Source organism: Thioclava sp. IC9 (assembly GCF_002213225.1).
GTDB classification, from domain to species: domain Bacteria; phylum Pseudomonadota; class Alphaproteobacteria; order Rhodobacterales; family Rhodobacteraceae; genus Thioclava; species Thioclava nitratireducens.
This window is the reverse complement of sequence record NZ_NBNX01000003.1, coordinates 37,008-49,893: the sequence shown is the minus strand read 5'-3', so window position 1 is coordinate 49,893 and position 12,886 is coordinate 37,008. Positions and strand designations below refer to the sequence as shown.

12 protein-coding genes are annotated in these 12,886 nt (G+C 63.5%); 9 read left to right on the top strand and 3 right to left on the bottom strand.

What is annotated here, in order from left to right; genetic code table 11:
- Nucleotides 1–5: 5 nt before the first annotated feature.
- Entirely contained in the window at nucleotides 6–1,391 is a 1,386-nt protein-coding gene (locus B6V76_RS08775) for a sensor histidine kinase (RefSeq protein ID WP_240497831.1), read from the bottom strand.
- On the bottom strand, nucleotides 1,388–2,059 hold the full coding sequence (locus B6V76_RS08770) for a response regulator transcription factor (protein ID WP_075774265.1): 672 nt from the start codon (nucleotides 2,057–2,059) through the stop codon (nucleotides 1,388–1,390). Before B6V76_RS08770 ends, B6V76_RS08775 begins: the two co-directional genes overlap by 4 nt.
- Nucleotides 2,060–2,210: 151 nt before the next feature.
- On the opposite strand from B6V76_RS08770, the gene B6V76_RS08765 reads away from it, so the two are divergent.
- The 6 genes from B6V76_RS08765 to B6V76_RS08745 all read left to right on the top strand — a co-directional run bounded on the left by B6V76_RS08765 (nucleotide 2,211) and on the right by B6V76_RS08745 (nucleotide 8,476).
- On the top strand, nucleotides 2,211–3,287 hold the full coding sequence (locus B6V76_RS08765) for a tricarboxylate transporter (RefSeq protein ID WP_075774266.1): 1,077 nt from the start codon (nucleotides 2,211–2,213) through the stop codon (nucleotides 3,285–3,287).
- 79 nt (nucleotides 3,288–3,366) lie between these two features.
- A complete protein-coding gene (locus B6V76_RS08760; RefSeq protein WP_075774267.1) occupies nucleotides 3,367–5,397 on the top strand; it encodes a tripartite tricarboxylate transporter permease in 2,031 nt (676 codons plus the stop codon).
- An 18-nt stretch (nucleotides 5,398–5,415) separates the two neighbouring features.
- A complete protein-coding gene (locus B6V76_RS08755) occupies nucleotides 5,416–6,504 on the top strand; it encodes a 4-oxalomesaconate tautomerase (protein ID WP_088727232.1) in 1,089 nt (362 codons plus the stop codon).
- 1 nt (nucleotide 6,505) lies between these two features.
- Entirely contained in the window at nucleotides 6,506–7,321 is an 816-nt protein-coding gene (locus B6V76_RS08750; RefSeq protein WP_088727231.1) for a universal stress protein, read from the top strand.
- 7 nt (nucleotides 7,322–7,328) lie between these two features.
- Nucleotides 7,329–7,490: a hypothetical protein gene (locus tag B6V76_RS19915; protein ID WP_166504574.1), complete on the top strand. Its 162-nt coding sequence runs from the start codon at nucleotides 7,329–7,331 to the stop codon at nucleotides 7,488–7,490.
- Nucleotides 7,491–7,504: 14 nt separating this feature from the next.
- On the top strand, nucleotides 7,505–8,476 hold the full coding sequence (locus tag B6V76_RS08745) for a D-2-hydroxyacid dehydrogenase family protein (protein ID WP_088727230.1): 972 nt from the start codon (nucleotides 7,505–7,507) through the stop codon (nucleotides 8,474–8,476).
- Here the strand turns inward: B6V76_RS08745 and B6V76_RS08740 are convergent.
- On the bottom strand, nucleotides 8,454–9,482 hold the full coding sequence (locus B6V76_RS08740) for an AbrB family transcriptional regulator (RefSeq protein WP_088727455.1): 1,029 nt from the start codon (nucleotides 9,480–9,482) through the stop codon (nucleotides 8,454–8,456). The genes B6V76_RS08745 and B6V76_RS08740 overlap by 23 nt on opposite strands.
- Before the next feature lie 104 nt (nucleotides 9,483–9,586).
- Between B6V76_RS08740 and B6V76_RS08735 the strand changes: the two genes are divergently transcribed.
- Genes B6V76_RS08735 through tcuB form a run of 3 tightly spaced genes read left to right on the top strand, consistent with a single transcriptional unit; the run spans nucleotide 9,587 to nucleotide 12,724 of the window.
- Nucleotides 9,587–10,270, top strand: coding sequence for a GntR family transcriptional regulator (locus tag B6V76_RS08735; RefSeq protein WP_088727454.1), 684 nt, complete (start codon nucleotides 9,587–9,589; stop codon nucleotides 10,268–10,270).
- Nucleotides 10,267–11,661: an FAD-dependent tricarballylate dehydrogenase TcuA gene (tcuA, locus tag B6V76_RS08730; protein ID WP_088727229.1), complete on the top strand. Its 1,395-nt coding sequence runs from the start codon at nucleotides 10,267–10,269 to the stop codon at nucleotides 11,659–11,661. The genes B6V76_RS08735 and tcuA overlap by 4 nt, the downstream gene beginning before the upstream one ends.
- Nucleotides 11,651–12,724, top strand: coding sequence for a tricarballylate utilization 4Fe-4S protein TcuB (tcuB, locus tag B6V76_RS08725; protein WP_088727228.1), 1,074 nt, complete (start codon nucleotides 11,651–11,653; stop codon nucleotides 12,722–12,724). The genes tcuA and tcuB overlap by 11 nt, the downstream gene beginning before the upstream one ends.
- Nucleotides 12,725–12,886: the final 162 nt, after the last annotated feature.

Genomic DNA, 12,886 nt, shown 5'->3' with positions numbered 1-12,886 from the left:
TCGCTTCAACAGTCGCCCGGGAGACACGCGGCAAGCGGAAGCGTCAGTCGGACACGAGTTCCGCGGTCGCAGGGGGCTAGTCTCACCTCCCCTTTGTGGCGGTGCAAAATCTGTTCGACTATCGCGAGACCAAGACCGGTGCCTTGCCCATTCCTAAGCTGTGAGAAGCGCCGAAATGCGGTCTCTTCTTGATCGAGCGGGATGCCGACTCCGTCGTCTTGCACTGTGATTATGGCTTCCCCCCCGGATTGTTCCGTTCTAACCGCGATACGGGTCATTGTCGGGCCGCCGTGGTGAAGGGCGTTCTCCAGCAAGTTCCGCACCGCCTCACCGATCAGAACAGGGTCGCCGCTCACGGGAAGGGGCTCGGGGTACGTTTCGAGTTCGAATTCGATGTCACGCGAAAGCGCCGCGGAGCCAAAGCTGCGGCAGGCCTCTTCCACGACCGTATTCAGGTCGAACGCCTCAATGGTGTCCCCGCCTTCGTAGCGAAGCCGCTCGAGCGAGAGGAGTTGGTCCGCCAATCGGGCGGAGTTGCGCGCCGCCTCGATTAGATCCTGCTGGCGCGCCTCGCGTTCGGCTGGATCGCGCACGCCCGGCAGAGTCTCGGCCAGTGCGAGGAGGGCGGAAGCAGGATTGCGAAGCTGATGGGCCGCATCGGAAATGAAGGCTTGATGGGTTTCTATGCTTCGACGCATCTGCAGCAGCAGCCTGTTGAGAGTCGTAACGATTCCCATGACTTCTTTAGGCACTGGGCGTTTGATGCGGGCGAGATCATCGGGCGAGCGTTTCTCGATCGCGGCCTGAAGATCGTTGAGAGGCCGGAGACCGATCTGGACACCGAACCAGATCAGCAGACTCAGCGCGACCATCAGAACGACGATGACGGCTGCCGCCCGTTGGGCCAACTGGCGAGCGAAGGCACGGCGATCGCTCGCGCGTTGCCAGACCGTGACGACGGTTTCTCCGGTCATGTTGCCAATCGTTCGACGTTCATGCATCCGCATGACGCGCACCAGTTCGCCGCGATAATCCGCCATATAGTAATAGGGCTTCTCCTGCGGCACGTCGGTTTCGGGGCGCGGCGGATAGGCGTAGCCGGTCACGTATATCCCGCCCGGTCCGGTCACGTGGTAAAAGACTTCGCCGCCGCCTGCGTCCGAAATGATATCCCGGGTGCTCGGCGAAAGCGCATCGCCCTCAGAGATCGCGACATCGCGCGAAATTGCCAGTGCCGCGGCGAGGAGACTACGATCAAAGAGCTCTTCCGAGGTTCGTTGCCCCACCGAGAAGCGCCACCACCCCAACAGGATCGAGACCAGCAAGAGTGGCGGGAGGATGACGAGGAACAGCCTCATCCGCAAGGACATGGCCTTGGGCTGCGAGATCATGAAGCTTCCACCTCGAGCATGTAGCCCAGGCCTCGAGCCGTCTTGATCTTGATTCCGTATGGCTCAAGTCGTTTGCGCAGTCGCGAGACATGCGGTTCGATCGCGCTTTCCTCGGCATCCGAGCCGGTGCCGTAGACATGCGTGATCAATGCCGATTTGGAGACGATCCGTCCGCGCCGTTCGAGGAGACATTCCAGCGTGGCGATCTCCTTGCGCGGAATTTCGAGCGGAGTTTCGTCATGCATCAACTGACGGCTGGTGCGGTCGAAGACGAGCGGACCGAACGTGTCGCGCTCCATGAATTCGAGGTTCTTGCGTCGTGCCATCGCCCGCAACCGGGCTTCCAGTTCATCCATCTCGAAGGGTTTGGTGAGGTAGTCATCCGCCCCTGCATCCAGCCCGGCAACCCGCTCGGCCGTTTCAGAGCGCGCGGTCAGCAGGATCACCGGCGCCCCGTCGCCCCGCCTGCGCAGCGCCCGCAACACCTCGATCCCGTCCATCCCCGGTAAATTCAGATCCAGAACGATCAGATCCGCGCCTTCCTGCGCGAGGAAACGGTCGGCCTCGAGCCCGTCATGCAGAAGGTCCACGGCATGGCCGCGATCCCGCAGGCGGAAGGCGATGGCGCGGGACAGAGCCTCGTTATCTTCGATGACGGCGATGCGCATGGTTACTTCTTTGTCATGTTGCGCAAGTTTCGCGCAAGGTTAGGACGACATGTTGCCGGTGTAGGAGGAGGGATTCGTCCCTTGAGGAGAATAACTACATACCGGCCGGCTTCGAGCCCGCCCGGTTCGAAAGGTCTAAGGGAGGACACTAATGACCATCAAGCAATTCGTATATTCTGCGGCGGCGCTCGCCTTCATGTCGGCACCGGCCCTCGCGGATGTCGACTTCAGCGGCAAGACCATCGAGTGGGTCATTCCGTTCTCGGAGACGGGGGGCTCTGCGAAATGGGCCAACTTCTTTGCGCCGCTGCTGGCGCAGGAGCTGCCGGGCAAGCCTACCGTGATCGTGAAGTTCATGCCGGGCGCAGGCTCGACCAAGGGCGCGAACTGGTTCCAGGAGCAGCGCTACGAGGACGGCACGCTGCTGTTCGGTACCTCCGGCTCGACGCAGTTCCCCTATCTGCTGGGGGATCCTCGGGTGCGCTACGAGTATTCCGACTGGATCCCGGTCATGGCATCGGGCACGGGCGGCGTGGCTTATCTCAATCCCGAGGCCGGCAAGAAATTCGACGGGTCTGCGAATAACCTCAAGGATCTCAACTTCATCTACGGTTCGCAGGGTGCGACCCGTCTCGACCTCGTGCCGCTTCTCGCATGGCGGATGCTGGGCATGAACGTGGAGCCGGTCTTCGGCATCAAGGGGCGCGGCGACGGTCGCCTGATGTTCGAACGCGGCGAGGCGACGATCGACTACCAGACGACGACCGGCTATCTCGGCGGCTCGCTCTCGATGGTCGAGGATGGCAAGGCCGTTCCGATGATGACTTGGGGCGCGCTCGACGAGAATAACAACATCGTCCGCGATCCGACCTTCCCAGATCTGCCGACCTTCAAGGAAGTTTGCGAAGCCACCGATGGCTGCGAAACCTCCGGCGAAGCCTGGGATTCGTGGAAAGCGTTCTTCATCGCGGGCTTCCCGGTTCAGAAGATCGCGTTCCTGCCGCAGGGCACGCCCGATGACGTGGTCGAAGCCTATACCGAAGCCTTCGACGCCGTGCGCAACCGTCCGGACTTCAAGAAAATCGCGGCACAGCAAGTTGGTAAATACGACGTCTTCGTCGGCAAGGGCGCCGAGCAGGCGACCAAGGAAGGCACGACCGTATCTCCCGAAGCCAAAGCCTATGTGACCGACTGGCTTCAAGAAGCCTACGGCGTTTCGCTGAACTAAGCGAAACCCTCGAGCGGTCCCTTCCTGCGGGACGCGGACCGCTCACTTTCTCATAATCCTAAAATTCGAGGTGGGCGAGATGGATGTCTTCGCAACCGCCGTGCCTGCGCTTGGCGAGGCATGGGCTCTGATTCTGCAACCTGTTGTTCTGGGATACCTGGTGCTCGGGGTCGTCATGGGCTTGGCCGTGGGGGTCTTCCCCGGTCTCGGCGGCATCGCCGGCCTCTCACTCCTGCTGCCATTCATGTTCGGCATGGACCCGGTGTTGGGGCTGGCCCTGATGGTGGGCATGGTCGCGGTCGTGCCGACCTCGGACACCTTCGCCTCCGTACTGATGGGGATCCCCGGGTCCTCGGCGAGCCAGGCGACGGTTCTCGACGGCTTCCCGCTTGCCAAGAAAGGGCAGGCGGCGCGGGCGCTCTCGGCCGCCTTCACTTCGTCCCTCTTCGGCGGTCTCGTCGGTGCGCTGTTCCTGACCATGTTCATCATGGTCGCCCGGCCGCTGGTGCTGGCCTTCGGCCTGCCCGAGATGCTGATGATCTCGATCCTCGGCCTCTCGATGGTCGCTGTGCTCGCGGGGCGCGTCGCGCTCAAGGGCCTCGCCGCCGCGGGGCTTGGCATGCTGATCGGCACGATCGGCGAAGCCGATGCCGGCGGCAGCCTGCGCATGGCGACCTATGACATTCCCTATCTCACGGACGGGCTGCAGCTGGTGATCGTCGGTCTCGGTATCTTCGCCTTGCCCGAAATCGTCTCGCTTCTTCGTCAGGACAGCTCGATCGCCAAGGACGCGACGCTCGGCGCCGGCTGGAGCCAAGGCGTGCGCGACTGGGTCGCCAACAAATGGCTGTCCGTCCGCTGCTCGCTGATCGGCGTGATCGTCGGCGTGATCCCCGGGCTCGGCGGGTCGGTCGTCGACTGGATCGCCTACGGCCACGCCGTTCAGACCACAAAGGACAAGTCGAATTTCGGCAAGGGCGAAATCCGCGGCGTGATCGGGCCGGAGAGTTCGAACAACGCCAAGGAAGGCGGCGGCCTCGTCCCCACGCTGCTCTTCGGTATCCCGGGCTCGGGTTCGATGGCGATCTTCATCGGCGCGCTCGCCCTGCTGGGGTCTGGCGATATCGAGGTCGGTCCCAACATGCTGCGGGACAATCTCGATATCACCTATTCGATCGTCTGGCTGCTGGCGCTGGCAAATGTCGTGGGCACGGTGCTCTGCATCGCGGCCTCGGGCGGGATCGCGAAGCTGACCACGATCCGCTTCACCTATCTCGCGCCGTTCCTGTTCATGCTGATTTCCTTCGCGGCCTTCCAGTCAGGGCAGAATTTCGAGGACATCCTCGCCCTGTTCGCGATCGGCCTGATCGGGATCTTCCTGCGCCGGTTCGACTGGTCGCGCCCGGCGTTCCTGATCGGCTTCGTGCTGTCGAACCCTGTCGAAAAATTCTCCAACCAGGCCTTCCAGATCGCATCCTTCCGGTTCCGCAATTCCTTCTCGGCGGGCGTCGATTACCTGTTCTCGCCCATCGTGATCGTCTTGCTCATCGTGACGGTGGTGTCGGTCTTCCTCGGGCTGCGGCAGGCTAAGTCGATCATGGCCGAGGGTGATGTCCAGTCGGGCTCCAAACGCGCGCCGCTGATCTTCCTGCTGGTGGTCATGGGCTACGTGATTGCTGCGCTCGTCAACGCGAGCCTGATCCCGAACTACAACATGACCGACAAGATCGTGCCACTCGTGGTTGGGGGCATCACGCTGACGGCGCTGGTGATCCTTCTGGTGCAGATGATCCTGCGCGCCGAGCGTGACGTGATCTTCGCGGACAAGGAAGTCTCGGGAGAGGACGCAGACGCGCCCTACGGCCTGTGGGGAACGCTCGCGTGGTTCGCGGGGCTGATCGCGGCGACTTACGTCGTCGGCTTCATCCTCGCCCTGGCCGGATTCCTCGTCACCTTCCTGCGCATCCGCGCCCAGGCCAGCTGGCCCAAGACGCTGATCCTCGCCGCCAGCGGCATCGCCCTGATGTGCGTCATGGCCGGCGCGCTGAACCGCGATTTCCCGCCCGGCCTGCTGCAGCACGCAGCCAATCTTCCTTGGCCCCTGAAATGATCCGACGGAGCGAATGAGATGGAACAGACAGCCATTCCCTATGTATTCATGCGCGGCGGCACCTCGCGAGGCCCCTATTTCAACCGCGCCGATCTGCCTGCCGATCGCGAGACTCTGGCCGAGGTTCTGATCGCGGTGCTCGGTTCGGGGCATGCGAACAATATCGACGGGCTCGGCGGGGGCGTCGCGGTGACGACCAAGGTCGCGATGCTCTCGCCCTCGGACGATGACTGGGCGGAGGTCGATTATTTCTTCGCGCAGGTCTCTGTCGAAGATCGGCTCGTCGACTTCAAACCGACCTGCGGCAACATCCTCTCGGGGGTGGGGCCCGCCGCGATCGAGCTGGGTCTCGTGCGCCCCACGGGAGACGAGACCGAGGTGAAGATCCGCGCGGTCAATACCGGGGCGAAAGTCCTCGCGCGCGTTCAGACGCCGGGAGGGGCGATGCGCTACGACGGCGACGCGGAAATTGCCGGCGTGCCCGGCACGGCCGCGCCGATCGCGCTCAGTTTCATGGGGGTTGTCGGCTCCTCGACCGGAGCGTTTCTTCCGACGGGGCATCTGCGCGACGAGTTCGACGGTATCGAGGTGACCTGCATGGATGTCGCGATGCCGATGGTGATCGCGCGGGCGCAGGACTTCGGCCTTACCGGCTATGAAAGCGCGGCAGAGCTCGACGCGAATACCGAGTTCTTCGCCCGCATGGAGGCCGTGCGCCTCAAGGCGGGCGCGGCGATGGGGATGGGCGACGTCTCGAAATCGGTGACGCCGAAATTCGGTCTGCTTGCGCCTGCCAAGGCGGGTGCAACCATCGCGACGCGCTATTTCATGCCGTGGAACACGCATCCGTCGATGGCGGTCACCGGGGCGCAATGTCTTGCCTCCTGCGCGCTCACGCCCGGCACTGTGGCCGACGGTCTGCTGGAGCGACCGACCACCAGCCCGGCGAGCGTGGTGCTGGAGCATGCGTCCGGCACGATCGAGGTCCTCGTCGACTTCGAAATGAACAACCACTTCACGCTGAACTCCGCAGGTTTGCTGCGCACCGCGCGCAAGTTGGCCGACGGCCGGGTCTATGTTCCCGCTTCGGTTTGGAAAGGACGCTGACATGCCGATGATGAATCTTCTGGTCGCCTTCAATGGATCGAGCGGGTCGGTCGCCGCCCTGCGCTATGCCGCCTCCATGGCGGCGCAGCGTGGCGCCCATGTGACGGCGATAATGGCCCATGCGGCGCACGAGGTGATCGACCGCCGCTCGCGCTGGATCCCGAAGGAGGCGCGTGCGCTTCTTGAAGCGGCCAATGGCGACATCCTGCGCGAGATCGAGGCGCGGTTCGAGGAAGAGCGCCGTGCTCTGGGGCTTGGCAGTGATCTCGAGTTGAAAGTCGTGGCTGGACGCGTGGACAATGTTCTGTCCGAAGCGGCGCGCTATTACGACATGCTGATCGTGGGCACGCAGGCTGACGATGGCGATGCCCATGTGGTCCTGCATCCCGATCGTATCGCGCTGATGTCGGGCCGTCCGGTGATCGTGGTTCCCGAGGGCTATGATGCGGGCGCAAAGCACAGCCATGCAGCGCTCGCATGGGATGGAGGGCGGGCCGCCGCGCGCGCGCTCTCCGACAGTCTGCGACTGCTCGAGGATGACGGACGGGTCAGCGTTCTGACCGTTGGGCCACACGACGACCGCGCTATCAACGACCTTCTAACCCATCTCTCGCGGCACGGCGTGGCGGCCATTCACGAGGATTGGCCGACGCCGCGACCGGTGGCGGACACGCTCCTAAGTTGGTGCACACGCAACGACCCGTCGCTTCTTGTGCTCGGGGCTTTCGAGCATTCCAAGTTTCGCGAAGATTTCCTTGGAGGCGTGACCTCGGAAGTGCTTGCGCGCACGAAAATTCCCGTATTGTTGTCGCATTGAGGAGGCCATGACCCATTTCGAGAAACTGAGCCGCGTCCGTCAGGACCTCGAGGACATTCGCAAGGAGATTGTCGCGAAGATTGCCCGAGACGAAGGCAAATCACCCGACCTCGTGCTCCTGCACGACCGGGTCAGTCGCGCGATCAAGGCGCTGTCCGGTCAAGGCTAGCCAAGGGAGAGGCAATGAAGGTCCATATTCTCGACGACTGGTTCGACACGCTCCGCAGCTTGCCCTGTTTTCGCATGCTGGATGGGCACGAGGTGACGGTCTGGACGGATCACGAGCCCGATGAGGAGGCGCTTGCGCGCCGCCTCGCGGAGGCCGAATGCGTGGTTCTCTTTCGGGAACGCACGAAGATCACGCGCGGCTTGCTCGAGCGGCTTCCCAACCTGCGCCTGATTTCGCAGCGGGGCACGTGGCCGCATGTTGATGTGGAGGCCTGCACCGACCAAGGCGTTCTGCTGTGTTCGAATACGGGCGGGGATGGCGCGAACTATGCGGCAGCAGAGCTGACCTTCGCGTTGATGCTCGCCGCGATGCGCCAGCTTCCGCAGCAGATGGCCAGCGTCAAAGCCGGCAACTGGCAGATGGGCGTGGGGCGCAGCCTGCGCGGACGGGTGCTGGGCCTTTACGGATACGGGCGTTTGGGGCGGGTCGTCGCGGATTATGCCCGGGCCTTCGGGATGCAGGTCGTCTGGTGGGCCTCCGAGGCGGGGCGGGCGCGTGTCTTGGCCGACGGGGAGAACGTTGCCGAGAGCCGTGCCGCCTTCTTCGCGCAAAGCGACATCGTCTCCCTGCATCTGCGATTGACGCCAGAGACCCGCGGGATCGTCACCGCCGAGGATCTCGCGCAGATGTCCCCGCGCTCGGTGCTGGTGAACACGTCTCGCGCAGGGCTGATTGCGCCGGGTGCCTTGCTGGCGGCGCTTGAGGCCGGACATCCCGGGCAGGCGGCGGTGGATGTCTTCGACCGCGAGCCAGAGACCGACGCGACAGATCCGCTGCTCGCGCATCCGAACCTCATCGCCACGCCCCATATCGGCTACGTGACCGAGGACGAGTTCGACAAGCAGTTCTCCGACATCTTCGCGCAGGTGAATGCCTATGCGGAGGGCAGCCCGATCCACATGGTCAACCCGTCCGCCTTCGGGTGAGGATCCTCGCCACCAAGGGCGCGCCGACGATCACGAGCACGATGCGCGTCAGGTGATGGGTGATGACGAAGCCGAGATCCGCCCCGGTCACGATCGCGAGGACCGTCATCTCCGCCTGACCGCCGGGCGCGAAGGCCAGAAAGGCTGGCACCCGCTCGCCCAGACCCAACACGGTCACAAGACCGGAAAACCCCGCGGCCAGCACGGCCAGCACGAGCACGTAGGCGATGCCTGCCGACACGATGCGGGTGAGTTCCTTCCAGGTCACGCCGAGGAAATGAACGCCGATCCCGCAGCCAATGAAGAATTGGGCCGCGAGGATTGCCTCGGCAGGCGGGCGGAAATGGATGATCCCGGAGAGCGACAGGGTCGCCGTGACGATCATCGGGCCGAGAATCGAGGCGCCGAACAGCCCGAGCCTCTCGCCGCCTTTCCAGCCGAGCACCGCGGCGACGGCCATGATCGCCAGCTCATACCACGGCAGATCCGCGACCGGCGCGCCGATCGGGTTGCTGAGTTCGGCGCCGTAGAAATGGCTCAGGAAAAACGGCGTCACGGTCACGATGATCAGAACCCGTGTCGCGTGCACCAACGAAAGCGCGCGGGGATTGCCGCCCGCTTCCGTGCCGAAGATCACCATGTCCTGAAGCCCGCCTGGCATTGCGGCGTAATAGGCGGTGGGCGCATCGAAGCCCCAGAACTTCCGGAAGAAGGGCACGCCGATCAGTGCGATCACCGCGATGAAGACAGGGACGAGAGAGACCGAGAGCGCCATGCGCGGCAATTGCGCGATAACCTCGGGCGTGATCGAGGCGCCGACCGCCACGCCGAGGATCGTGCGCGCGCCGACAGAGATCTGGCCGAAGCCCTGAAGCGGTAAATGCGCGAGCGCGCCGGCGAGGCAAAATGCCATCGGGCCGAAGAGGAAGGGAAGCGGCAGATCCAGCGCCCAGAAGAGCGCGGTGCCACAGGCTGCAAGGAGAAATGTAAGGCCGCGCCGCCGCATGGCACCCGCGAAAATATGTTTGCGCAAACTGGCCTCCTGTTCATCTTGACGTAATTTGTATACGAATGTATCCAGCTGGACACAAGATGAACGCGGAGGGCGAAATGGCAAATGAGGACGGCAGCACACCGCAGGGAAACGCTGCTTACGACCGCCTGCTGACCGAATTGCGCGAAGGGCGGCTCAACCCGGGCGACCGCTTGCGGGAAACCGAACTTGCGGAGCGCCTGGGTATGTCGCGAACGCCTGTCCGGGAAGCGATACGAAAGCTCGAAGCGGATAACATCGTCAGTCACATTGCGCGGCAGGGCGCCTGCATTCGACGGCTCGACTATGCCGAAGTCATGGAGCTCTACGAGATGCGCGCGGTGCTCGAAGGCACAGCGGCACGGCTTGCGGCCCGGGCGGCTTCGGATATCGAGATCGACGAACTCTACGAGATGAACCGTCAGCTGGGCGAGATCGGCAATGTCCCTGAGGCATTCACGCTCAACCGGCAGTTCCACGCCGCCTTGCTCGACGCAGCGAAGAATCGGTTCCTCACCCGCTCGATCCGCTCGCTGCAAAAGGCGCTGATGATCCTCGGACCCACCACGCTGACCGAACCGGACAGGGCGGTGAAAGCGGTGGAAGAACATTTCGCCGTGCTCGAGGCCGTCAAGGCGCGCGACGGCGCGCTCGCCGAGGCTGCGATGCGCGCGCACATCGAGGCGGCCCAGAGAGTACGCGTGCGTGCCCTGCGCTCCGAGCCCGGCCAGACCCCCAGCTATGACGGAGATCTGCTGTGACTCTTGCTTCACCTCAACCCGACATTGTCGTCATCGGCGGCGGTAACGCGGCACTCTGTGCCGCGATCACCGCGGCAGAGGCCGGGGCGCGCGTTTTGATTCTCGAAACCGCGCCGAAACCCTATCGGGGCGGCAATTCCCGCCATACGCGCAACTTCCGCTGCATGCATCGCGGGCCGCTTGGTCCGCTCACCGACAGCTATACCGAGGAAGAATACCTTGCCGATTTGATGAAGGTCACCGGCGGCAAGACCGATGAAGGTCTGGCGCGGCTCGCCATTCGAAGCTCCGAGGAATGCCTGCCCTGGATGGAGGCGCATGGCGTTCGCTTTCAGCCCTCGCTGTCGGGCACGCTTTCGCTGGCGCGGACAAACGCATTCTTCCTCGGTGGCGGCAAGGGCCTCGTGAATGCCTATTACCGCACCGCGGAAGCGCTCGGGGTTCAGGTCGAATACGAAGCGGCTGTCACCCATCTGGAGATCCACGACGATCGCGTGACGCATATCGACTATACGCAGAATGGCGAGACGCGGCGCATCAGCCCGAAATCGGTCGTGGTCGCGTCGGGCGGTTTTCAGGCCGATACCGATTGGCTTGCCCGCGCCTGGGGGCCGGCCGCGAAGAACTTTCTGATCCGCGGCACGCCCTACAATCGCGGCGTCGTGCTCGCGGACCTTCTCGAGCAGAAGGTCGAACAGGTCGGCGATCCGACGCAATGCCACGCGGTCGCGATTGACGGGCGCGCGCCGAAATTCGATGGCGGGATCGTCACGCGGCTCGATTGCGTGCCGTTCTCGATCGTCGTGAACAAGAATGGCGAGCGGTTTTACGACGAGGGGGAGGACGTATGGCCGAAGCGCTATGCGATCTGGGGCCGTCTCGTCGCGGCGCAGCCCGATCAGGTGGGCTATGTCATCATCGACGCGAAGTCGCTCGAACTGTTCATGCCTTCGGTCTTTCCGCCGATCAAGGCCGATACGCTCGAAGATCTGGCGACCAAGATGGGACTGCCGCCTGCAGCCTTGGCCGAGACCGTGGCCGAGTTCAACGCAGCCTGCGGCGACACATCCGGATTTCACCCGACAGAACTGGATGGGGTGTCCACCACCGGAATCACCCCGCCGAAGACCAACTGGGCGCGTCCGATCACCGAGCCGCCCTTTTACGGATACTCGCTGCGCACCGGGGTGACCTTCACCTATCTCGGGTTGAAGGTCGACGAGCGCGCACAATGCTCGATCGGAAACCGCCCCGTTTCGAACCTCTGGGCTGCCGGCGAAACCATGGCCGGTTCAATTCTCGGGCAGGGGTATCTCGCCGGTTTCGGCATGACGATCGGCACCGTTTTCGGACGTATTGCAGGCAAGGAGGCTGCCGCCCATGCAAACTGAGTTTCTCGAAGAGGCGCGCCGTCAGGCCGAGATCTGCAACGCCTGCCGGTATTGCGAAGGATATTGCTCGGTCTTTCCAGCGCTCCATGCCGAGCGCGCCTTCAGCGACGGCGATCTGACGCAGCTCGCCAATCTCTGTCACAATTGCCGCGGGTGCTATTACGCCTGCCAATACACGGCACCGCACGAGTTTGCCCTCAACCTGCCGCAGGCGCTGGCGAATGTTCGGCAGGATAGCTGGGAAGAATTCGCGTTTCCCCGCGCGGCGGGTCAGGCCTTCCAGAAAAGCGGGCTGCGCATAGCGCTCGCGACGGTGCTGGGCTTTGCGCTCCTGATCTGGCCCATGCTCTCGCTTGCAAGCGCAGGGGGCGAGGGTTTTTACGCGGTCCTGGCGCATAACACGATGGTTGCGATCTTCCTGCCAGCCTTCCTGTTCCCGCTGCTCAGCCTCGCGATCAGCTTGCGGCGGTATTGGCGCGCGGTCGGGGCCGGTCCGCTTCGCTTCTCCGATCTTCGGGGAGGCTTTGCCGCCGCCGCGAACATGCGCAACCTCAACGGCGGGCATGGAGATGGCTGCAATTTCGAGGACGAGGACCGTTTTTCCCAAGGCCGCCGACTCGCGCATCAAGCCGTGATGTATGGCTTTCTTCTGTGTTTCGCCGCCACGAGTGTGGCGACATTGATGCATTACCTGCTGGATCTGCGCGCCCCTTACCCGCTCTGGTCCCTGCCGAAGCTTCTCGGCCTGTCGGGTGGCTTGCTGCTGACCCTGGGTTGCATCGAGATGATCCGTCTGAAGCTGCGGGCGGATCCCGAACTCGGTGCCTCGGGCGCGACGAGCGGCGAATTCGGCTTTGTCGCTCTCTTGGGCTTTGTCGGTTTGAGCGGATTGGCGCTTTATGGGCTCGGTCAAACCCCGCTGATGCCGGCCATGTTGGCCTTGCATCTTGGGGCCGTGCTCGCATTCTTCCTGCTGACACCGTTTTCCAAGATGGCACACGGCTTCTATCGCCTCGCCGCGCTGACTGCCGATGCGCAAAAGAAAAGGGAGGTGGCTCGGTAAGAGGCAGTGGCCGGGCGCGCAAAGCTGTCGTCCGAACGAGAGATGGACCAATGCGCCCTGGTTGTTGAGGATTGCGGCTTCGGGCGCTTAGCAGGCATTGGGCCCGAGCGCAGCTAGTAACCGCTTTCCACTCAATTCGGAATTCGTCGCTCTGCGAGAATT

Excerpts from the sequence above, each read along its gene's own strand:
- B6V76_RS08775 (WP_240497831.1), bottom strand. The coding sequence starts at position 1,391 with ATGATCTCGCAGCCCAAGGCCATGTCCTTGCGGATGAGGCTGTTCCTC.
- B6V76_RS08770 (WP_075774265.1), bottom strand. The coding sequence starts at position 2,059 with ATGCGCATCGCCGTCATCGAAGATAACGAGGCTCTGTCCCGCGCCATC.
- B6V76_RS08765 (WP_075774266.1), top strand. The coding sequence starts at position 2,211 with ATGACCATCAAGCAATTCGTATATTCTGCGGCGGCGCTCGCCTTCATG.
- B6V76_RS08760 (WP_075774267.1), top strand. The coding sequence starts at position 3,367 with ATGGATGTCTTCGCAACCGCCGTGCCTGCGCTTGGCGAGGCATGGGCT.
- B6V76_RS08755 (WP_088727232.1), top strand. The coding sequence starts at position 5,416 with ATGGAACAGACAGCCATTCCCTATGTATTCATGCGCGGCGGCACCTCG.
- B6V76_RS08750 (WP_088727231.1), top strand. The coding sequence starts at position 6,506 with ATGCCGATGATGAATCTTCTGGTCGCCTTCAATGGATCGAGCGGGTCG.
- B6V76_RS19915 (WP_166504574.1), top strand. The coding sequence starts at position 7,329 with ATGACCCATTTCGAGAAACTGAGCCGCGTCCGTCAGGACCTCGAGGAC.
- B6V76_RS08745 (WP_088727230.1), top strand. The coding sequence starts at position 7,505 with ATGAAGGTCCATATTCTCGACGACTGGTTCGACACGCTCCGCAGCTTG.
- B6V76_RS08740 (WP_088727455.1), bottom strand. The coding sequence starts at position 9,482 with ATGCGGCGGCGCGGCCTTACATTTCTCCTTGCAGCCTGTGGCACCGCG.
- B6V76_RS08735 (WP_088727454.1), top strand. The coding sequence starts at position 9,587 with ATGGCAAATGAGGACGGCAGCACACCGCAGGGAAACGCTGCTTACGAC.
- tcuB (WP_088727228.1), top strand. The coding sequence starts at position 11,651 with ATGCAAACTGAGTTTCTCGAAGAGGCGCGCCGTCAGGCCGAGATCTGC.